This window comes from Chitinimonas sp. BJYL2 (genome assembly GCF_027257935.1).
In the GTDB taxonomy this organism is placed as follows: Bacteria; Pseudomonadota; Gammaproteobacteria; order Burkholderiales; family Chitinimonadaceae; genus Chitinimonas.
Genome location: NZ_JANZKW010000001.1, coordinates 111,339 through 130,496, shown reverse-complemented (window position 1 = coordinate 130,496; position 19,158 = coordinate 111,339). Strand labels below are relative to the sequence as shown.

At 61.7% G+C, this 19,158-nt stretch carries 20 protein-coding genes; 15 read left to right on the top strand and 5 right to left on the bottom strand.

All coding sequences use genetic code 11. The features are described from left to right. Window positions 1-92 precede the first annotated feature (92 nt). The 3 genes from O9X62_RS00620 (at window position 93) to O9X62_RS00610 (ending at window position 3,847) form a co-directional block, all read left to right on the top strand. Complete coding sequence (locus O9X62_RS00620) at window positions 93-1,337, top strand: sensor histidine kinase (protein ID WP_269530837.1); 1,245 nt, start codon at window positions 93-95, stop codon at window positions 1,335-1,337. Then, a complete protein-coding gene (locus O9X62_RS00615; RefSeq protein ID WP_269530836.1) occupies window positions 1,334-2,086 on the top strand; it encodes a LytTR family DNA-binding domain-containing protein in 753 nt (250 codons plus the stop codon). Before O9X62_RS00620 ends, O9X62_RS00615 begins: the two co-directional genes overlap by 4 nt. 108 nt (window positions 2,087-2,194) lie before the next feature. Further along, complete coding sequence (locus O9X62_RS00610) at window positions 2,195-3,847, top strand: methyl-accepting chemotaxis protein (protein ID WP_269530835.1); 1,653 nt, start codon at window positions 2,195-2,197, stop codon at window positions 3,845-3,847. Window positions 3,848-3,887: 40 nt separating this feature from the next. Here the strand turns inward: O9X62_RS00610 and plsY are convergent, their stop codons facing one another. Then, complete coding sequence (gene plsY, locus O9X62_RS00605; protein ID WP_269530834.1) at window positions 3,888-4,517, bottom strand: glycerol-3-phosphate 1-O-acyltransferase PlsY; 630 nt, start codon at window positions 4,515-4,517, stop codon at window positions 3,888-3,890. Between the two features lie 103 nt (window positions 4,518-4,620). Here plsY and folB point away from each other — a divergent pair, with 103 nt between their 5' ends. Further along, entirely contained in the window at window positions 4,621-4,980 is a 360-nt protein-coding gene (gene folB, locus O9X62_RS00600) for a dihydroneopterin aldolase (protein ID WP_269530833.1), read from the top strand. A gap of 108 nt (window positions 4,981-5,088) precedes the next feature. Here the strand turns inward: folB and rlmD are convergent, their stop codons facing one another. Further along, complete coding sequence (rlmD, locus tag O9X62_RS00595; protein ID WP_269530832.1) at window positions 5,089-6,408, bottom strand: 23S rRNA (uracil(1939)-C(5))-methyltransferase RlmD; 1,320 nt, start codon at window positions 6,406-6,408, stop codon at window positions 5,089-5,091. A gap of 206 nt (window positions 6,409-6,614) precedes the next feature. Between rlmD and thpR the strand changes: the two genes are divergently transcribed. Continuing rightward, window positions 6,615-7,214 (top strand): RNA 2',3'-cyclic phosphodiesterase, encoded by a 600-nt coding sequence (gene thpR, locus O9X62_RS00590; RefSeq protein WP_269530831.1) that lies wholly within the window; start codon window positions 6,615-6,617, stop codon window positions 7,212-7,214. 111 nt (window positions 7,215-7,325) lie between these two features. Next, the gene (locus O9X62_RS00585) at window positions 7,326-7,490 is read left to right on the top strand and encodes a hypothetical protein (protein ID WP_269530830.1); all 165 of its coding nucleotides are present in this window, start codon (window positions 7,326-7,328) and stop codon (window positions 7,488-7,490) included. Here the strand turns inward: O9X62_RS00585 and O9X62_RS00580 are convergent. Both O9X62_RS00580 and O9X62_RS00575 read right to left on the bottom strand, forming a co-directional pair. Beyond that, the gene (locus O9X62_RS00580; protein ID WP_269530829.1) at window positions 7,487-8,392 is read right to left on the bottom strand and encodes a hydroxymethylglutaryl-CoA lyase; all 906 of its coding nucleotides are present in this window, start codon (window positions 8,390-8,392) and stop codon (window positions 7,487-7,489) included. The genes O9X62_RS00585 and O9X62_RS00580 overlap by 4 nt on opposite strands. Window positions 8,393-8,471: 79 nt before the next feature. Next, on the bottom strand, window positions 8,472-8,780 hold the full coding sequence (locus O9X62_RS00575) for a helix-turn-helix transcriptional regulator (RefSeq protein ID WP_269530828.1): 309 nt from the start codon (window positions 8,778-8,780) through the stop codon (window positions 8,472-8,474). Window positions 8,781-8,908: 128 nt separating this feature from the next. Here O9X62_RS00575 and gpmI point away from each other — a divergent pair, with 128 nt between their 5' ends. From gpmI to O9X62_RS00550, 5 genes are all read left to right on the top strand, one after another. Then, window positions 8,909-10,453: a 2,3-bisphosphoglycerate-independent phosphoglycerate mutase gene (gene gpmI / locus O9X62_RS00570; RefSeq protein ID WP_269530827.1), complete on the top strand. Its 1,545-nt coding sequence runs from the start codon at window positions 8,909-8,911 to the stop codon at window positions 10,451-10,453. Beyond that, window positions 10,450-11,763: a murein hydrolase activator EnvC gene (locus O9X62_RS00565; RefSeq protein ID WP_269530826.1), complete on the top strand. Its 1,314-nt coding sequence runs from the start codon at window positions 10,450-10,452 to the stop codon at window positions 11,761-11,763. The genes gpmI and O9X62_RS00565 overlap by 4 nt, the downstream gene beginning before the upstream one ends. Before the next feature lie 16 nt (window positions 11,764-11,779). Continuing rightward, window positions 11,780-13,225, top strand: coding sequence for a S41 family peptidase (locus O9X62_RS00560; protein WP_269530825.1), 1,446 nt, complete (start codon window positions 11,780-11,782; stop codon window positions 13,223-13,225). A 130-nt stretch (window positions 13,226-13,355) separates the two neighbouring features. Beyond that, window positions 13,356-13,859, top strand: a complete 504-nt coding sequence (locus O9X62_RS00555) for a GAF domain-containing protein (RefSeq protein ID WP_269530824.1) — start codon at window positions 13,356-13,358, stop codon at window positions 13,857-13,859. Window positions 13,860-13,941: 82 nt separating this feature from the next. Further along, a complete protein-coding gene (locus O9X62_RS00550; RefSeq protein WP_308446400.1) occupies window positions 13,942-14,727 on the top strand; it encodes a HesA/MoeB/ThiF family protein in 786 nt (261 codons plus the stop codon). On the opposite strand, the gene O9X62_RS00545 is transcribed toward O9X62_RS00550, so the two are convergent. Beyond that, window positions 14,716-15,483 (bottom strand): TatD family hydrolase, encoded by a 768-nt coding sequence (locus O9X62_RS00545; protein ID WP_269530823.1) that lies wholly within the window; start codon window positions 15,481-15,483, stop codon window positions 14,716-14,718. The two genes, O9X62_RS00550 and O9X62_RS00545, sit on opposite strands and share 12 nt — an antisense overlap. An 85-nt stretch (window positions 15,484-15,568) precedes the next feature. Between O9X62_RS00545 and O9X62_RS00540 the strand changes: the two genes are divergently transcribed. From O9X62_RS00540 to O9X62_RS00525, 4 genes are all read left to right on the top strand, one after another. Next, window positions 15,569-16,075, top strand: coding sequence for a Crp/Fnr family transcriptional regulator (locus tag O9X62_RS00540; protein ID WP_269530822.1), 507 nt, complete (start codon window positions 15,569-15,571; stop codon window positions 16,073-16,075). Window positions 16,076-16,209: 134 nt separating this feature from the next. Further along, complete coding sequence (ybiB, locus tag O9X62_RS00535) at window positions 16,210-17,199, top strand: DNA-binding protein YbiB (RefSeq protein ID WP_269530821.1); 990 nt, start codon at window positions 16,210-16,212, stop codon at window positions 17,197-17,199. Between the two features lie 91 nt (window positions 17,200-17,290). Continuing rightward, entirely contained in the window at window positions 17,291-17,428 is a 138-nt protein-coding gene (locus tag O9X62_RS00530) for a hypothetical protein (RefSeq protein WP_269530820.1), read from the top strand. Between the two features lie 110 nt (window positions 17,429-17,538). Beyond that, a complete protein-coding gene (locus O9X62_RS00525) occupies window positions 17,539-19,080 on the top strand; it encodes a C39 family peptidase (protein ID WP_269530819.1) in 1,542 nt (513 codons plus the stop codon). The last annotated feature ends 78 nt before the right edge of the window (window positions 19,081-19,158 follow it).

Genomic DNA, 19,158 nt, shown 5'->3' with positions numbered 1-19,158 from the left:
TCCTGCCGGCTTCGTTGTTGGTCCCGCCGCGTTTCGTTGGCGGGCTGTCCCTGTTTAGGCTGCCAGCATGTTCACTCACCGGAAAACACATCATGTGGCAAAAACTGGTTGATCTACATCGCCGCTACGAGGATGAAGTCCTGATTGCGCTGGCAGATCCTACCTATCGTTCTCCTTCGGCTTTCCGGCAGCGCATGCTCTGTGGTTTGGAGCAGATGAATCCGATCGAGCGTCGGCAGCTACACGACTTTGCCCTGCATAACCGTGGCTGGCCGGGCTATCGTCGCTTCATCGTCACGCCCATGGCGCTGCTGAGTCTTGTCGGCCTGCTGATGCCCCTGTTCTGGCCACACAAGTTCAGCTGGATCGAAGGGGTTGTACTGGTCAACCTGCTGGGCCTCTCGTTCGGCTTTGGCTTGCTGGCGGCCTGGTTCAACTACAGCAAGCTGGTCAAGCAGGGCTGGAAAACCTTTCTCAAGGTGATTGTCCTGGCAACGGCAGGGGCGTTTTTTGGCGCAGGGATCGCGGCGCTGGTCGATGGCAAGGACATGCTCGGCATGTTCGAACGTATCGGCAAAACGATTGCGATTGCGGGTGCCGGTACGGGTGTGGTCTACGCCCTGCTGGTGGGTGCCATTGGCCGCTTCCGGGCACATATCTACGAGCAGGAAGCCGCACGCCTGCAGGCGGAGACCGAGCGTGAAAGATTGGCCCGCCAGCTCAGTGAGTCGCAGTTGCGCTTGTTGCAGGCACAGATCGAGCCGCACTTCCTGTTCAATACCTTGGGTGCCGTTCAGCAACTGGCCGAAACCGGTGCGCCCAAGGCCGCGGAACTCACCGCGCACCTGATCCAGTTCCTGCGTGGCAGCCTTGCGCAGATGCGGGCTGAGCAAGTGTCGCTGGAAGAGGACTTCGCGCTGATCTCGGCCTACTTGCATGTGATGCAGTCGCGCCTTGGCAATCGCCTAGACTTTGCGCTGGATCTGCCTGCCGCACTCGTGCGCCGGCAGATACCGACGATGATGACGCTGACACTGGTTGAAAACGCGATCAAGCATGGTATCGAGCCAGCCGTGCGCGGGGGAGACATTCGCGTCAGTGCTGCCACCCTGGCGAATGGCCAGCTGTGTATCAGTGTGGTGGATACAGGCAAAGGGCTGAACCCCGGCTGGCAGTCCGGCGTGGGGATCAGCAATATCCGCGCACGCCTGCAGCTGCAGTTTGGCGACACCGCGCGGCTTGACCTGCATGAAGACGAGGGCGCCACCCGTGCCACCCTGACCCTGCCCCATACCGTCCCGATGACAACGGCACTCACGCAGAAAGACACGCCATGAGTACCCCCGTCCGCCTCTTGCTGGCCGAAGATGAACCCCTGATGCGCGAGCGCCTGCTAGGCATGCTGGCCGGCAGCTGGCCCGACGCGCAGATCGTGCAGGTAGCCGAGAACGGCAACGATGCCTGGGATGGTTTTCTGGAGCACGAGCCCGACGTCGTGTTTCTGGATATCCGCATGCCGGGTTTGTCGGGCCTGGATGTGGCTGCGCGCATCGGTAATCGTGCGCACATCGTGTTCGTGACGGCTTACGACCAGTACGCCGTCGATGCCTTCGAAGCCGGCGCGGTGGATTACCTGCTCAAGCCCGTTGAAGGCGGCCGCCTGGCCAAGGCCGTTGAGCGTTTGAAATCCAAGCTGACTGCGCCGCCGGCGGACCTCGCCGACCTGCTGGACAAGCTCAGCAACGGCAATCCGCCTGCGCAGGAGCGCATGAAGTGGCTGCGTGCCAGCGTGGGCAAGCAGATCAAGCTGATCGATGTGAACGAAGTGCTGTTCTTCCAGAGCGACACCAAGTACACGCGCATCGTGCTCAGTGATTACGAAGCGCTGGTCCGCACGCCGCTCAAAGACATGCTGGCCGGGCTGGACCCTGACCAGTTCTGGCAGATTCACCGTGGCACCCTCGTCAATGTGAAAGCCATTGCGGCCGCCGAGCGGATCGATGCTGAGCGCATGCAGGTACTGCTCAAGGGGCATGCAGAAAAGTTGCCGGTCAGCCGGGCATTCACACACCTGTTCCGCGAATAGGTCGCGGCGCCAGACTGGCGAGGGCTGCAGCGGGTCTGCCGGCCTCAATACCGCCCAGACCCGCGACGGCATGTTCTATTCTGGAGTGGTTACAGAGGAGATATGCCCATGTCGATGTTGTCCAGACTTAGCCTCAAGCTGAAACTCCAGCTGGCCTTTTTTGCGGTTTCCCTGCTCACCGTAGGCATCTTCACCGTACAGGCGGTGAGCGATGCGCGCAGTGCGGCGCGCGCTGAGGTGGATGCGCGACTGGAGACGGCGGCACGTTCCTTTGTTTATCTGTTGGGCGAGGATTATCACGACAAGCTGGCGCCGCAAGGCGAGGTGGACATGGCCGCCAAGCGCCGCGAGAGCGAACGCCTGACCGAGGCCTCGAAGTTCCTTGGCGTGAAATACCTGTACAGCTTTGTGGTGCGGGACGGCAAGGTGTTCTACGGCCAGGCATCCTTGTCGGATGAACAGCTCGCCGACCCCAAGGTGAACTTCTATCTGCTGCCCAGTGATGTCCCGGATACCGACCCCGTCACGCTGGAGGCACTCAAAACCGGCAAGGCGCAGTTCATGGAAGCGAATACCGCCCAGTACGGTTTCTTGAGGAGCATCGTGCTGCCGGTGACCAGTCCCGCAGGCCTGCGTTATACGGTGTGTGCGGATGTCAGCGCCGATATGGTGGCTGAACGCGTGAACGCGGCGGCCATCAAGGCGATGATGACCGGCCTGCTGCTGCTGGGTTTGGCCGCTGTGGCCTCATTCCTGCTCGGCAACATGATTGCGCGGCCCTTGATCCGGCTGCGCGACATGATGCACACCCTGACCACGGGCAATGGTGATCTCACCGTACGTTTGCCTGTCGAGTCCGGTGACGAGATCGGCGAGATTGCCCGGCACGTCAATACCTTCATGGCCCAGTTGCACGAAATGTTCAGCAAGGTCAGCGTGGAAGTGGTGAATCTCACCAACGGCGTCGCCCGGATCGATGAGATGACCCAGCAGCTATCGACAGATGCCAACATCCAGAGCGAGATGGCCACGGCCACCGCTGCCACGATCGAGCAGATTACCGTCAGCATCAGTCATATCGCGGGCAGCACGCGGGATGCCGACCGGGTGGTCCACGCAACGGGTACGCTGTCTACGGAGTCGGCCGCCAAGGTCAAGGCCGTGGCCGAAGAGATTGGCCGTGTTGCGGACATTGTTCATGACCTGTCTGGCGTGATGGCGGGGCTGGACGCGCGCTCCCAGGAAATCAGCTCCATCGTCAACGTGATCAAGGAGATTGCCGACCAGACCAATCTGCTGGCGCTCAATGCGGCGATCGAGGCGGCACGCGCCGGCGAGCAGGGCAGGGGCTTTGCCGTGGTGGCGGACGAGGTCCGCAAGCTGGCAGAACGGACTGCGCAGGCCACTATCGAGATCGGCAACATGATCGCCGCCATGCGTCAGCAGTCGCAGCAGGCGGTAGTCCACATGGGCAGTACCCACGAAGCCGTGCAGGGTGGCGTAGCGCATGCGAATCAGGCGTCGGACCAGATACTGGGCATACGCGAACAGATGAACGACGTGGTAGCGCGCATCCGCGAGATCGCCAGTTCGGCCAACGAACAGTCGGCAGCCACGACCGAGATGGCGCAATCCGCCGAGCGCATCAGCATCATGGCGCAAAGCGGCAACGACGCCTTGCAAAAAGCACGAGGCGTGATTGACGGCCTCAATGTGCTCGCCGTTGCCCTGCGGGAGATGATAGGCCGCTTCCGCCTCTAACCGTGTTGCCGGCCCGGCTGCTGCGGCCAGTACGACGGTGTCAGTCGGACGACTCGGTACGGGTTTCGACTTGCTGGCCGATCTGCGATTCCTTGCCGGCCAGCAGGTTGATCAGATTCTGCTTGTGGCGCTGGACCAGCAGCGCAGCAATGATCAGCACCGCGCCAAACAGGGCAGGGCGGTCGGGCAGCAGCAGCCAGGTGGCAACCGGCGCAGTGACGGCTGCCACAATGGCAGCCAGTGAAGAAATCTTCAGCACAAAGGCCATGAGCAGCCAGACTGCCGACACTACCAGACCCAGCCGCCAGTCGATCACGAACAGCACGCCCGCTGCCGTGGCGACGCCCTTGCCACCCGCAAAGCGGAAGAACACCGGCCACATGTGGCCTACCACCACCGCCACGGCGACCGTCGCCAAGGTGATGTCCGGCACAGCCAGCCAGCGTGCGATAGCGACGATCAGCACCCCTTTGAGGCTATCGCCCAACAGGGTCAGGATCGCGGCCTTTTTCTTGCCCGAGCGCAATACATTGGTCGCGCCGGGATTGCCCGATCCATACGAGCGAGGGTCTGCCATCTTGAGCAAGCGACTCACGATCACGGCAAACGACAGCGAACCCATCAGGTAGGCAGCAACGATCAGGACAAGGCTGGTCGGGTCTAAAGGCATGGCGCGGCTTTCTGGACGGCGTTTTCCACTACAATGGAGGCCTTCGATTCTAAGCCGCACAAGGCTTGCCGCGATAGCGAGCAAGCGCTGGAATTTTTACCCCATGGACATCATTTACCTGCACGGCATCAAGGCACGCACGCTGATCGGCGTCTACGACTGGGAGCGCATTGCTCCGCAGGTTGTGGAAGTGGACCTTGAACTCGGCATCCCCAGCGCCCGCGCCTGCCAGACCGACGAGCTGGCGGACACCATCGACTACGCTCAGGTCGTCGATCGCCTCCGCCATGTGCTGGCCGAAGAGCACTTCCTCTTGCTGGAACGGCTGGCAGAACATATCGCCCAAGACCTTATGAATGCGTTTGCCACACCGTGGATACGCGTCTCGGTCACCAAGCTCGGCATCCTGCACGAGGTGGGGCGCGTGGGGGTCACTATCGAGCGCGGACACCGCGGCGGCTGAGGCAGGCTAGGCATCTGTTTGCCGGGTTCGGTGAATAGGTTGGCCACTCTCATCGGGGCAAAAAAAGAAGCGACCCTTAGGTCGCTTCTTCGTGAACTGCATGTTGCCTTATTCCTTCTCGAACCAAGCCATTGATTCCACATGGCTGGTTCCGGGGAACATGTTCACAACGCCTGCCGCCTTGAGCTTGTAGCCCTTCACGTGCACCAGCACATTGGCGTCGCGCGCCAGCGTGGCCGGGTTGCAGCTTACGTAGACGATGCGCTTGGGGCCGTGCTCGGCCGAGATCGATTTGCACACTTCCATCGCACCATCGCGGGGCGGGTCGATCAGCATGCGATCGAAGTGGCCGAGGCCGTCCATGATCTCGGGCGTCATTTCGAACAGGTTGGCAACCTGGAATTCGGTACGGTCGCTCAGGCCGTTGCGCTCGGCGCTTTCGATGGCACGTTCCACTAGCTGCTTGCTGCCTTCGATACCCAGCACGGTCGCACCGCGGCGGGCAATCGGCAGGGTGAAATTACCCAAGCCGCAGAACAGATCCGCCACCCGCTCGCCCGGTTGCGGATCAAGCAAGCGAAGCGCGCGGCCCACCAATACGCGGTTGATATGCGGGTTCACCTGGGTGAACTCGGTCGGCTTGTACGGCATGACAATGCCGAACTCGGGCAGGCTGTAGCTCAGCTGCGGGGCGTCGAGCGGGTAGAACGGGACAGCGGTATCTGGCCCCTTGGTCTGTAGCCAGAACTGGATCTGGTGCTGGTCGGCAAAGGCGCGCAGGCGATCCTCGTCGGCGGCGGTCAGCGGTTCCATGATGCGCAGGACCAGCACATCCACATGGTCGCCCATGGCCAGTTCGATCTGCGGCAGGCGGTCGCGGATGCTCAGGCCGTAAACCAGCTCGCGTAGCGGCACCAGCATGTTGGAAATCTTGGGCGGCAGGATCTCGCACGACTTCATGTCGGCAATGAAGCTGGAGCGCTTTTCATGAAACCCCACCAGCACGCCGCCCTTTTTCTCCACATGGCGTACGGACATGCGCGCGCGGTGGCGGTAACCCCAGGTGGGGCCGTAAATTGGTGTCAGCAGCGTCTCTGCCTTGACTTGGCCGATACGGGCAAGATTTTCTTCAAGTACGCGCTGTTTGGCCGCGACCTGGGCGCCGGCATCGGCATGCTGCATGGAACAGCCGCCACACACCCCAAAGTGCACGCACTTGGGTTTGACGCGGGTAAAGCTCTCTTTGAGGATGCGTACGACCTGCGCATTCTCGAAAGTCGGCTTCTTGCGGTAGCTGGAAAACTCGACCACCTCAAAGGGCAGGGCACCATCAATGAAGATGGTCTTGCCATCGACATGGGCGATGCCGTGGCCGTCGAAATCCAGCGATTCGATGGTGGCAATGGGATTACGGCGTGGCTCGGTCATGGCGGCAGTCGGAAGGCAAAAAAGCCCGCGATTATAAGCGCTTAGCGATCGCTTGTGATACCCGGCAGGCTGCCATGTCGAGCTTGCCGATACAAAAAACGAGGCCGACGCAGCTTCGCATCGGCCTGTGAGTCAGGCGGCAACAGCGCCGCCTTCGAGGGAGAGGGTGTCCGACATGCGGACTCCATCCCGTTATAGTGAAGCGCATGACAAATGCAAATGAACGGAACCACCGTTTGTCGCCTGATCTGCCCAGTGTCATGAACCAGCCGGAGGCACCGCTGCGGCTGTTTGTGGCGCTGTGGCCCGATGAGGCCGTACGCGCTGATTGCGCCCGCGCTGGCAAGGCATTGCGTGTGCTGTGCGGTGGCCGGCCCATGCAGGCCGCAGGCTTGCATGTCACGCTCGCATTTCTGGGTGAGGTGGCGGCCAGCCGTTTGCCCGAGCTGCACACGGTGCTGGATGCGATGCCGCCTGTCCGGGGCATGTTGTTTCTGGATCGGTATGGTTATTGGGCACCCGGCATCGTCTGGCTGGGGCCGACAGATGTTGATGCAGCGTTAATGGATTGGGTCAAGTCCTTGCGGACTTCGTTGCGACGAAGCGGCTTCACGCTGGATGGCAAGACCTTCAAACCCCACCTGACCCTGCTGCGCCACGCGAGCAAGCCCGCGGTCTGGCCAAGGGCCCAGCCAGTAATCTGGGCGTTTGCGGGTGCGTCTCTGGTGGTATCTCAAGCGGCGGCCGGCGGCGCGGGTTACCGGATCTGCCAGCGTTTTGCCCTACCGGCTGTCGCGTCCAGCTGACGGTTTGTCACTTGTACGCATCAAGGCAGTTGAACTTTCCGCCGAATATACCGATATTCGGGTTGCAAGCCGATTGATCACCACATGCTGCGCAAGCAGGAGGGACGAACGATGATCACCGTCTTTGATATGGTTTCCGGTGAAACGGAAACAACGATCGGCGAGCCGGCCCGCAAGGTAGAACGCGTCGAGCCGGCACCGTTGAGCCGAGAAGTGCAGCTGCGTTTGCTGACACTGGACGAGGCCATCGCCCAGGAGCGTCACTCGGCCCGTTAGGCGAGTTGTGCTGCCAGCGCCGCGGCCACCTTGGACGCAGGCGCCTTGCCCAACCGGCCGTTGATGAAACGGCCGGCGGCAGCGAGTTTCTCCAGATTGACCCCGGTCTCGATCCCGAGCCCGTTCAGCAGGTACACCACATCCTCCGTTGCCACATTGCCCGATGCGCCCTTCGCATAGGGGCAACCGCCCAAGCCGGCGGCTGAGCTGTCCACCGTGGCCACGCCTTCTTCCAGCACCGCAAACAGATTGGCGATGGCCTGCCCATAGGTGTCATGGAAGTGCGCAGCCAGTTGCGTAACCGGCACGGCAGCAGCCACCGCGCGGATCATCTCGCGTGCCTTGGCGGGCGTACCCACACCAATGGTGTCGCCCAGCGAGACTTCATAGCAGCCCATATCGTGCAGGGCCTTTGCCACGCGCACTACGTCGGCCAGCGGCACATCGCCCTGATAGGGGCAACCGAGCACGCACGACACATAGCCGCGCACCGCCACGCCATCGCGCTTGGCGGCTTCAACGACCGGTGCAAACCGTTCCAGGCTATCGGCGATGCTGCAATTGATGTTCTTTTGCGAAAACGCTTCCGATGCGGCTGCAAACACGGCGATTTCGTCGGCGCCCACGGCGCGGGCAGCTTCGTAGCCCTTCATGTTCGGCACCAGCACCGGGTAGCGCACGCCAGCGCGGCGCTGCAGGCCTGTCATCAGCTCGGCGTGGTCAGCCATTTGCGGCACCCATTTGGGCGAGACAAAGGCGGTGGCTTCGATCACGCTCAGGCCCGCATCGGCCAGCATGTCGATGAAAGTGAGCTTGTCAGCGGTGGCAATCGGCGATTTTTCGTTCTGCAAGCCATCGCGCGGGCCGACTTCAACGATCTTTACCTTGCTGGGCAGGGACATGGCGGGGTCTCCGGTGGGTGTCCAAAGCATTAGGGGCCGCTTGTGGCGGCCCCCGGTTATCTTGTTGTGCTAAACGTGCTTACTTTGCAAAGCCGCAGAATACATCGCGCATCATGCTGACCACTTCCAGCGTGCGCGGATCACCTACGCGGTAGAACACGCGGTTGGCGTCTTTACGGGTACGCAGCACACCCTTCTCGCGCATGATGGCCAAGTGCTGCGAGATATTGCTCTGGGAGGTGCCGACGGCGTCGACGATATCCTGCACGCTGACTTCGCTATCGCCCAGCACGCACAGGATCTTGAGCCGCAAGGGGTGCGACATCGCCTTCATGGCGCGCGAGGCTTGCTCGATGTGCTCGTCTTCCTGGATCAGATGGTAGGTCATGTTTTGCGTGTCTTGGACGCGGCGATTGCGACGGGCAATGTTAAACGTGCCCCCGTAGCCGCGCAACCGCGTGCTACGCGTTAAAATCACCCGAATTGCCAACCTCTGCCTATGACTGCCTGCCGCCCATGACGCCCGTAAAACCCGTACTGCTGTTGATACTCGACGGTTTTGGTCACCGCCTTGAGGGAGATGACAACGCCATACTTCACGCCAACAAGCCTGTATGGGACCGGCTGACCCGTACCTATCCCTACACCACGATCAACGCATCCGAGCAATACGTGGGCTTGCCCGCCGGCCAGTTCGGCAATTCGGAGGTCGGCCATCTCAATATCGGCGCAGGCCGCGTGTTGCAGCAGGACATCAGTCGTGTGGATTGCGATGTGGCCGATGGCAAGCTGGGTAGCAACACCGTGCTCAAGCAGGCGATCGATATGGCGCGCGATAACGGCAAGACGCTGCATGTGCTGGGCTTGGTGTCCGATGGCGGCGTCCATAGCCACGAATCACATATCCACGCACTGATTGCCGAGGCCGCCAAGGCGGGGGTTGGCAATATTGCCGTGCACGCCTTCCTGGATGGCCGCGACACACCACCTCGTAGCGCCGAGCGCTATATCGCCAAGCTGCAAGCGGCTTGCGACAGCGCGGGCGTGGCAAGGATCGTTTCGGTGGTGGGCCGTTACTACGTGATGGACCGCGACAAGCGCTGGGAGCGTGTCGAGCCCGCTTACCGCCTGCTGGTCGATGGCGAGGCTGCTCTGGTGGCCGATAACGCACAAGCCGCCCTGCAGGCGGCTTATGAGCGGGGTGAGAACGACGAGTTCGTGCAGGCGACGGCTATCCGCACGGGTAGCGACGTGACCCGCATGGAAGATGGCGATGTAGTTGTGTTCATGAACTTCCGTGCCGACCGTGCACGTGAAATCTCGGTGGCGATTACGGATGACGCCTTCGACGGCTTTGCACGTCCGCGCCGCCCCAAGCTCGGCATGTTTGCCACGCTCACGCGTTATGCCGATGCCTATCCCTACCCCGTGGCTTACGAAAAGCCCAAGGTCCAGAACAGTTTCGGCGAGTACATCGCCAGTCTGGGGATGAAGCAGCTACGTATCGCCGAAACCGAGAAGTACCCGCATGTGACGTATTTCTTTTCTGGCGGCGAGGAGAAGGAATTCCCCGGCGAGGATCGCATCCTCGTCGCCTCGCCCAAGGTCGCCACTTACGATCTGCAGCCCGAGATGAGCGCCAACGAAGTCGCCGACAAGATCATCGAGGCCATCGGCACCGGCAAATACGCCGCCATCCTGTGCAATTTTGCCAATGGCGATATGGTGGGCCACACCGGTAACTTCGACGCCGCCGTCAAGGCGATTGAAGCGCTTGATGCCTGTGTGGGCCGCTGCGTCGATGCGATGCTGGCCGCCGGTGGCGAGGTCTTGATCACGGCCGACCACGGCAACTGTGAAATGATGTGGGACAAGGGCTCGGGCCAGCCGCACACGCAGCACACCACCGATCTGGTGCCTTTCCTGTACATCGGCCGTAAGGCCACGCTGGCGCCGGAAGCCAGCGGGTCCCTGCAGGATATCGCGCCCTCGCTGCTCGCCATGCTGGGTGTGCCGCAACCGGCCGAAATGACGGGCCGCTCGCTGATCCAGTTCGCATGATTCTGCAACGCGCAATCAGCGGTGTGCGTGGCTGGCTACTGCTGGCCATGGCGGCCGGTACGCTGGCGGCCGAGCCCGAGGCGGATCTCAAGCAATTGCGCGAGCGTATCGATGCGCTCAAGCATGAATTGCAGGAAACCGAAGCTACCCGAACGGAAGCGGCCGATGCACTGAAAACCTCGGAGCAGGCCATCAGCGAGGCTAATCGCGCGCTCGCGCGGCTGGATCGGCAGCGCCAGTTCACCCAGGCCGAGCTGGCGCGTGTGCACACCGAAATCAGTCGCACCAAGACCGGGCTCGATACTAACCGCAAGCGCATCGGCGATCTGCTGCGCGCGCGCCAGCGCAATGGCGAGCATGAAGCCCTGCGCCTGCTGCTGAACCGGCAGGACCCGAACCGGATGGCGCGGGATCTGCGCTACTACCGCTATATCGCCGAGGCCCAGCACGCGCTGTCGGGCCGCCTGCAGGAGCAGCTCGACAAGCTCAGTGGCCTGGCCGAGGTATTGGCCACCAAGCAGATCGAACTGGAACGGATTGCCGACGAGCGCCGCGAGCAGCGCGACAAACTCAGGAATGAACAGAACGCTCGCCAGCAGGTGCTGTCCAAGCTGCAGACCGAGATCGGTGTGCAGCGCAAGGAGATCAGCAAACTGCAGCGCGATGAGCGCCGTCTTGCCAACCTGATGGACAGGCTGGCGCGCCTGAGCCGTGAGCGCGAGCAGAAAGCCGCGCGGGAGCGCGAGCAACGGGAGCGCGCCCAGAAGCTGGCCGATGCCCGCGAGGCAGCGCGTCAGGCCAAGGCCGCCAAGAACGAGAAAACCACGGGTGAGCGTGCTGGCCGACCCGAGCCGGCACCAAAACCGGATCCTGTCGTCAAACGCAATGACGCGGAGCCGGATGCCTCGGCGGATGGTCGTCGCTTTGCCGATCTCAAGGGCCAGCTCAAGCTGCCGGCTCGCGGGGAGGTCAGCGGCAAGTTCGGCACGCCGCGCACCGAGGGCACCCTATGGAAGGGGGTTTTCATCCGCACCGCCACGGGGCAGCGCGTCAAGGCGGTGGCATCGGGCCGGGTGGTGTTTTCGGACTGGATGCGTGGCTTTGGCAATATGCTGATCGTGGACCATGGCAGTGGGTACATGAGTCTCTACAGCGCCGCCGAATCCCTGCTAAAGCAGGTGGGCGATGCCGTGAAAGCCGGTGAGGAAGTCGCGACCAGCGGTAACACCGGTGGTGGTGATCAAACAGGCATATACTTCGAAATCAGGCACCAAGGTAAACCGGTCGATCCACTCACGTGGGCCAAGTGACCGGAAGGAACGGACGATGCAGGCTAAAGCGCAAAAAATCAGTTATGTGTTGGTAGGTACCGGGCTCGGGGTATTGCTGACGGTAGGCGCCAACGCGCTGGCCGATCGTGACAGCCCCTCGCCGTTGCCGATCAATGAGCTCCGTGCATTTACCGAGGTATATGCACGGATCAAGCAGGATTACGTCGAGCCGGTCGAAGACAAGAAGCTCATCAACGAGGCCATTAATGGCATGTTGACGGGTCTTGATCCGCACTCCGCCTATCTGGATGTGGAAGCCTTCAAGGACCTGCGTACTGCAACGACCGGCGAGTTCGGTGGCCTGGGTCTCGAAGTGAATGCCGAAGACGGGCTGGTGCGCGTGATTTCGCCGATTGATGACACCCCGGCCTCGCGGGCTGGTGTGAAGGCCGGCGACTTCATCATGAAGATCGACGACACCCCGGTACGCGGTTTGTCGCTCAATGATGCGGTCAGCAAGATGCGTGGCAAACCCGGTACCAAGGTTTCGCTGACCATCCTGCGCAAGGGCGAAACCAAGCCGCTGGTGTTCGGCCTGAGCCGAGCAGTGATCAAGGTGCAGAGCGTCCGTGCCAAGCTGGTTGAGCCGGGCTACGGGTATGTGCGCCTGAGCCAGTTCCAGGAACGTTCGACTGAAGATCTGGCCAAGGCCATCGACAAGCTCTACGACGAGAACAAGTCGCCACTCAAGGGTCTGGTGCTGGACCTGCGCAATGATCCTGGTGGTGTGCTCAACGCCGCCGTTGGCGTCTCGTCGCTGTTCCTGCCCGAAGACAAGCTGGTGGTCTACACCGAAGGCCGTGCGAACGATTCCAAGATCACGCTCAATGCTTCGGATGAGTACTTCGCCAAGGTGGCCGACAAGCTGCCCAAGGAGCTGAAGTCCGTACCGCTGGTGGTGCTCGTCAACAGCGGCTCTGCATCGGCGTCTGAGATCGTGGCGGGTGCCTTGCAGGATCATAAGCGGGCGGTCGTGGTGGGTACGCAAACCTTCGGCAAGGGATCGGTACAGACCATCCTGCCCGTGGGCAAGGAAGCCGCCATCAAGCTGACCACGGCACGTTACTTCACCCCCAATGGCAAGTCGATCCAGGCCAAGGGCATTACCCCGGATATCGAGGTGGAAGAAGCAGTGGTCAATGGTGTGGATCTCTCCGCGTTCCGTGTGCGCGAGGCCGACTTGGAGCACCACTTGAGCAACCCGCAAGGCGAGGACGATGCCAAGTCCACCGCCAAGCCCGGCGAGCCTGAAGCCAAGCTCGATACCGACAAGCTCAAGAAGGACGACAAGCCCAGCAAGCCCAAGGACAAAGCGAAAGAGTCCGAGGACACCGAGCCGCTCAAGCCCGGTGAGATTTCGGTGAGGAAGGATTACCAGTTGCAGCAGGCGCTCAATGTGCTGAAGGTGCAGCAGGTGGTGAGCCGCACTACTGCCAAGTAAGCTTGATGCACCCACAGGGGTGTGATCATCACAAAAACAGGGCCCGCCATGTGCGGGCCTTTGTTTTTGTTTTGGCTAACGGCTTGCCCGGCCTATAAAGGATCAGGACGATTTCCGGTTGGAGAGGGCAATGCACGATACGGCGCTGCTGAAAAACCTTTACGAGCTGCTGGCTGGTGGCAAGCTTGATCGACCCAAGTTCTTCCAGATGCTCGCGCGTGCCGTGGTTCAGGAGATTGGCTGCAGCCGGGCCAGTATCTGGTTCTACGCCGGCCCGCTGCAGGATCAGGCGGTGTGCGAGAGTCTTTATGATGCCGGTGACAACCAGTGGGCAAGCGGCATTGTGCTCAGTGAGGATGACTTTGCGCCTTACTTCGAGGCCATGCGCAGCGACAAGATGATCATTGCCAGCCAGGCCCGCAGCCACCCGGCCACGAGTTGCTTCAATGAGGGTTATTTCGAGCCACTCAATATCTATTCATTGCTCGATGTGGGCATCGAGGTCGGCGGCAGCCCGATCGGGCTGGTTTGCTGCGAACAGACCGGCGGCGAGAAGGAGTGGAGCCAGCCGGATGTGCAGTATCTGCAGCAGGTAGGCGCCATGGTAGGGCTCGCACTCAAGAAGCTGGGCTGATTGCACCCAGATGCGATGAGCTGTTCCACGCTATGATCCAGCGCCGCCGTGAAGGCGGCGTTGATCATTCACGAGTTGCACCATGACTGCCGCCCACGATCTGTCCGATAACGATCTGCTTCGCTACAGCCGCCATATCCTGCTCGATGAGGTTGGCATCGAAGGGCAGCGCGCCATCCGTGCCGCCACCGCCCTCATTATCGGCATGGGTGGCTTGGGCTCGCCTGCGGCCTTGTATCTGGCTTCAGCCGGGGTAGGGCGCTTGCTGCTGGCCGATGCCGATGTGGTGGAACTCACCAATCTGCAACGCCAGATCGTGCACCGGCACGACACGCTGGGCCTGCTTAAAGTGGAATCGGCCCGGCAAACCCTGCATGGCGTGAACCCTGATATCGAGATTGTGACGCTACCCGAGCGGCTGGCCGGCGATGCCTTGCGGGCCGCTGTGGCGCAGGCCGATGTGGTGCTCGATTGCTCTGACAACTTTCCGACCCGCCATGCCGTGAACCGTGCCTGCATGCTGGCGGGCAAGCCGCTGGTATCAGGTGCGGCCGTACGCTTTGATGGCCAGTTTGCGGTCTTCGACCCGCGCGTAGCCGATAGCCCCTGCTACCGCTGCCTGTTTGCCGAAGACGGCGAGGCCAGCGATGGCCCGTGCGCCACGTTCGGCGTGTTTGCGCCCCTGGTCGGCATCGTTGGCGCCATGCAGGCAGCCGAGGCACTGAAACTGCTGATCGGCATGCCCGGCGTGCCACTCGGCGTATTGCAGACACTGGATTTGCGCACGCACGAATGGCGGCGTTTGCGCTTCAAGGCCGACCCGGCTTGCCCGGTATGTGCCATGCGGCGTGCGGGCCTAGCTGTCTAGGGGCAAGCCCAGCACCGTACGCGCATTGGCGCTGGTCGCTGCGGCGACTTCCTCTAGCGATAGCCCGCGCAGTTCCGCCAGCACTGCCGCAATCCGTGGCAGATAGGCGGGCTCGTTGCGCTGCTGATAGGCCCATTCGGGGGCGATATCGGGCGCATCCGTTTCCAGCACAATGGATTCAAGCGGCAGGCTTTGGGCCAGCCGGCGGATATTGCGTGCACGCTCAAAGGTGAGGTTGCCACCAAAACCCAGCTTGAGGCCTTGGTCCACATAGGCCCGCGCTTGCTGCGGACTACCGTTGAACGCATGGGCAATGCCGCGGCGGATGCCGAAGCGGCGCAGCTGCGCCAGTACCTGATCCTGCGATTTGCGCACATGCAGCAGCACCGGCAGATCAAAGTCACGCGCCAGTCGCAGTTGTGCGGTAAACAGCGCGGTCTGGCGCTGCGCATCGAGACCCGGCACAAAGAAGTCGAGACCGATCTCGCCAACGGCGGCAGGCTGATGCTGCGCAATCCAGTCGCGCAGCTGCGGAACATGCTCGTCACGGTGCGTGCGTTCGTAGATCGGGTGCAGGCCTAGGGCAATCGGGCAGCCGTAGCGCTCGCGCATGGCCACGGTATCGGGCAGCGTGGCTAGCGTGATGGCCGGGACGACCAGCATTTCTACACCGCCAGCAAGTGCGCGTTCCACCACCGCGTCGCGGTCGGCGTCGAACTCGGGAGCATCAAGGTGGCAGTGGGTGTCGATCAGCATCGGGTTGCGGATTGCAGCGCGCGGGGTTAACGGGGTTTATGCTACAGCTATACGCCGCCAACCCGCATATCCCCACAGAAAATCCATGGCCGATACCGCCACCGCCCTGCTCAAGCAAGACCCGATCGACCTGCGTCACAGCAAGTCGGCGCGCGCCCAGATCGAATCCAGTGAGGCGCTCACCGAGCTCGATGGCAGCGAAATCGATTACCTTCTAGGTCTATTGCTCGCCTACACCTTGCCCAAAGGCACCGTACTGTTCCAGGAAGGCGATGCCGCCAACTATATGGGCATGGTGCTCGATGGCCGGCTCACCGTCTCCAAGCGCAATGACGAGGCCTCGGGCAAACCCCTTTACAGCATGTCGGCCGGCAAGGTGTTCGGTGAAATGGCACTGCTTGATGGCGAACCGCGTTCGGCCACCTTGGTGGCTGCGGTAGATTGCGAGGTGGCGCTGCTATCGCGCGAGGCGTTTGATCGCCTGTGCCGCGAGCGCCCGGTGATCGGCGTCAAGCTGCTGCGCCGGATTGGCCGTCTGCTCTCGCAACGCCTGCGCCGCGCCAGCGGCTTGCTGGTCGATTACCTGCCCTGACCCGCCTTGGTGCGGTAGCAGCTTGCCGCTGCACCATGCCGATGCGGTCTGTACCCCACAAGCCCCGTATATCCTCATCAATACGCCGTGGCACGGCCGTTGCTCAGTCTGCCTCCATAACAGGAGGACACCGCATGAGCTACACCCGGCTGTTGAAGGCCCTGGCCAGCGCGCAAGCCCGCACGCTGAGCCGCCATGAAGCCCGCCAGCTGTTCGCGGCCATGCTCGATGGCGGCATCCCCGATATCGAACTCGGTGCGCTGCTGATGGCGCTGCGCCTGCGTGGCGAGCACGATGAAGAACTGGCTGGCGCGGTAGATGCACTGAATGAGCGCACCAGCCCGCTGGACGTTGGCGATAGGCAGCTGGTTGTGCTGCCTTCTTATGGTGGTGGCCGCGAGCTACCCAACCTGACGGCGCTGCTGGCCCTGCTGCTGCGCCGTTTTGATATCGGTGTGTTGATCCATGGTGAACTCGATGGCCATGGCCGCGTTGCTACCGCACAGGTGCTCCGTGAACTCGGCATCCTGCCTGTTGCTACGCGCGCGCAGGCCGAGCAAAGTCTGCGCAATGAGCGCATGGTGTTTGTGCCGACGGGCGTACTCGCGCCAGGCCTGGCGGATCTGCTCTCGCTACGTGGTCGTCTGGGCGTGCGCCATCTGGGTCATCAGGTGGTGAAACTGCTGCGCGCCGCCACTGGCGGGGCCGTGCTGACCGTACTGGCCGCCAGCCATCCTGCACGGCTGGATCGCCTGCGTCGCCTGTGTGTGGACGACCAGCGCCGCGCCTTGCTGTTGGCCAGTACCGAAGGCGAACCCGTGGCCGACCCGATGCACCGCCCCGAACTGGTTCTCACGCGCGGCGGCCAGCCCTCGCTGCTATTCGGTGCCGAAACCCGTGCGTTTGCCCCGAGCACGCCACTTCCGCCGGGTCTGGATGCCCGTGCCACCGCGCGCTGGATTGAAGCCGCGCTGGCGGGTGACGCCAGCTTGCCTACCCCCATCGTGAACCAGCTTGCTTGTTGCCTGTACGGCGTGGGCTATGTGGACGATCTGAATCAGGCCAAGGCGATTGTGGCTGTGGAGCTGGGCTTGCTGGCGCAGCGGCGCGCGCGCGCGGCTTGATCGCTTGTCACGGCGTTGTCACCGACTTCTCATGGGCTTGTCATCCGCGCTGCGTATGCTGCGCTGCATCAAAACCACGGATGTCTGCGCCATGAAACCTGTTCACTTTTCTCCCGATACGAGCCTGCAGGTCGGTGAGGCGGTTTGTTTTGTATTGGTATCGTTGCTGCTGGTAACGGCGGTCATCAGTGACGCGATTCCCTTGGTCGGTACTGCACTGAATACCTGAACCGCATAGCCTGCATTCCGCAGTGGAAAGGATGGTTTGCACAGGTGTCGCTTGAGCTGATGTAGCGGGGGCTCTAGGGTCGTACGTTTTGGCCCAAACAGGATCTATCGATGCTTCCTCGCTTCTCTCGTCTGCTCGCTTCACTGCTTTCGGGCATTTTGCTGGTGGCTTGTGGTGGTGGTTCGGCAACTACCAGCCCGCCCACAGGCAATACCCCACCTGTAAGCAATCCACCGGTTACCACCCCCGCGCCGACGCCTGTGACGGTGAGCAGCAACAAGCTGGGCGCCTGGCTTTGGTATATCGATGAGATCGGCAAGACACACGATCAGGTCGCCGATGAGCTGGCGGTAATGGGTGTCAAACGGGTGTTCATCAAGATTGCCGATGGCAAGCAGGCGTGCAGCCTGTTCAAGGACGCCTGCGACACTCGAACGCTGGCTGCCTACAAATCCCGTGGGATTGAGCCTTGGGCCTGGTCTTACAATTACCCGACCGATGCCGCCAAAGGCGCCACTTATGACGCCGAGCAGGCGGATGCCTTGTATCAGGCTGCCAAAGTTGGCTATGTCGGCTACATCAGCGATCTGGAGGTCGAGTTTGATCGGAAGAGTGTCGAGCTGGAGAGCCTGCTGAAGGCCTTCCGTGCGGCACAAGCCAAGGCTAGCCAGGAGAAGTGGATCGCCAGTGATTTTCCCTTTGGCGTGACGACTTGGGGCAATCCCAAGGACCATGGTTTCCGGATTGATATCGTGGATCAGTACGTCGACTTCCACATGCCGCAGACCTATGTCGAGGTATGGGGCAGCAGCTATATGAACGCGATTCCCAAATGGATCGAGGCCGGAAGCTGCGAGTACCGTGAATTGGGTGCCAAGAAGCCGATCTGGCACATTGTGTCCACCGAGTACGATGAAATCAGTCCGGCGCAGCTGAACGAGTTCATCCAGCACGCGGGCCCCAATTCCTCGATCTGGCGGATTCCCGGGAAGAGTACGGTCAACCGCGCCCAGCAAACGCTGGCAGCCAGCCTGATCGAGGCGGACTGGAAACAGGTGGACTGGGCTCGTACCAGTTATCTGCAGACCCCATGCAATCAGGGTGCATACAGCGTAAGCCGGGTTGCAGCGCGCCCGGTCGCGTATTTCAACCAGAACGAGAATGCTTATGAGCCCACCAACACCTGTAATCTGACCTCGCTGGCCATGGTGTTGGACACGTGGGGCATCAGCAATAGCCAGAAGGTGGGCAAGCGCCTGCCGGACTGGTTATACGAGCAGTACGGCAAGACGGGTGACCCAGATGCGATGGCGGCCATTTTCAATGATCTGGCGAGCAAGCAAGGTGCTGCCGTGCGCGATACGGTCAAACGCAACGGCACCCTGGCTGAGTTGCGCGCGCGCGCCAGCGTGGGGGACCCCACCATAGTGCATGGCTGGTTTACCGCACCGGGGCATATCTTGGTGGTGACCGGTTACGATGGCGAGCGCTATACGGTCAATGATCCTTACGGCAAGTGGAGCCTGCAAAAGTACGGCAGCTATGATCGTGCTGCGAGTGGGCAGGGCATCCAGTACCCCAAGGCGGCCTTCGAAGCTGTCCTCACCGATAACGGCAAGGGCGACGACCTCTGGTTGCATACCTTCCAGTAATTGTGAAAACGGGCTGGTGTACGCGAGCGAGGCTCGCACACACCAGCCCGACGGACTAGCGATGGACCTTTAGCCCCG

What these genes read in the sequence shown, in the direction of transcription:
- O9X62_RS00620 (WP_269530837.1), top strand. Translation starts at nt 93, where the DNA reads ATGTGGCAAAAACTGGTTGATCTACATCGCCGCTACGAGGATGAAGTC.
- O9X62_RS00615 (WP_269530836.1), top strand. Translation starts at nt 1,334, where the DNA reads ATGAGTACCCCCGTCCGCCTCTTGCTGGCCGAAGATGAACCCCTGATG.
- O9X62_RS00610 (WP_269530835.1), top strand. Translation starts at nt 2,195, where the DNA reads ATGTCGATGTTGTCCAGACTTAGCCTCAAGCTGAAACTCCAGCTGGCC.
- plsY (WP_269530834.1), bottom strand. Translation starts at nt 4,517, where the DNA reads ATGCCTTTAGACCCGACCAGCCTTGTCCTGATCGTTGCTGCCTACCTG.
- folB (WP_269530833.1), top strand. Translation starts at nt 4,621, where the DNA reads ATGGACATCATTTACCTGCACGGCATCAAGGCACGCACGCTGATCGGC.
- rlmD (WP_269530832.1), bottom strand. Translation starts at nt 6,408, where the DNA reads ATGACCGAGCCACGCCGTAATCCCATTGCCACCATCGAATCGCTGGAT.
- thpR (WP_269530831.1), top strand. Translation starts at nt 6,615, where the DNA reads ATGACAAATGCAAATGAACGGAACCACCGTTTGTCGCCTGATCTGCCC.
- O9X62_RS00585 (WP_269530830.1), top strand. Translation starts at nt 7,326, where the DNA reads ATGATCACCGTCTTTGATATGGTTTCCGGTGAAACGGAAACAACGATC.
- O9X62_RS00580 (WP_269530829.1), bottom strand. Translation starts at nt 8,392, where the DNA reads ATGTCCCTGCCCAGCAAGGTAAAGATCGTTGAAGTCGGCCCGCGCGAT.
- O9X62_RS00575 (WP_269530828.1), bottom strand. Translation starts at nt 8,780, where the DNA reads ATGACCTACCATCTGATCCAGGAAGACGAGCACATCGAGCAAGCCTCG.
- gpmI (WP_269530827.1), top strand. Translation starts at nt 8,909, where the DNA reads ATGACGCCCGTAAAACCCGTACTGCTGTTGATACTCGACGGTTTTGGT.
- O9X62_RS00565 (WP_269530826.1), top strand. Translation starts at nt 10,450, where the DNA reads ATGATTCTGCAACGCGCAATCAGCGGTGTGCGTGGCTGGCTACTGCTG.
- O9X62_RS00560 (WP_269530825.1), top strand. Translation starts at nt 11,780, where the DNA reads ATGCAGGCTAAAGCGCAAAAAATCAGTTATGTGTTGGTAGGTACCGGG.
- O9X62_RS00555 (WP_269530824.1), top strand. Translation starts at nt 13,356, where the DNA reads ATGCACGATACGGCGCTGCTGAAAAACCTTTACGAGCTGCTGGCTGGT.
- O9X62_RS00550 (WP_308446400.1), top strand. Translation starts at nt 13,942, where the DNA reads ATGACTGCCGCCCACGATCTGTCCGATAACGATCTGCTTCGCTACAGC.
- O9X62_RS00545 (WP_269530823.1), bottom strand. Translation starts at nt 15,483, where the DNA reads ATGCTGATCGACACCCACTGCCACCTTGATGCTCCCGAGTTCGACGCC.
- O9X62_RS00540 (WP_269530822.1), top strand. Translation starts at nt 15,569, where the DNA reads ATGGCCGATACCGCCACCGCCCTGCTCAAGCAAGACCCGATCGACCTG.
- ybiB (WP_269530821.1), top strand. Translation starts at nt 16,210, where the DNA reads ATGAGCTACACCCGGCTGTTGAAGGCCCTGGCCAGCGCGCAAGCCCGC.
- O9X62_RS00530 (WP_269530820.1), top strand. Translation starts at nt 17,291, where the DNA reads ATGAAACCTGTTCACTTTTCTCCCGATACGAGCCTGCAGGTCGGTGAG.
- O9X62_RS00525 (WP_269530819.1), top strand. Translation starts at nt 17,539, where the DNA reads ATGCTTCCTCGCTTCTCTCGTCTGCTCGCTTCACTGCTTTCGGGCATT.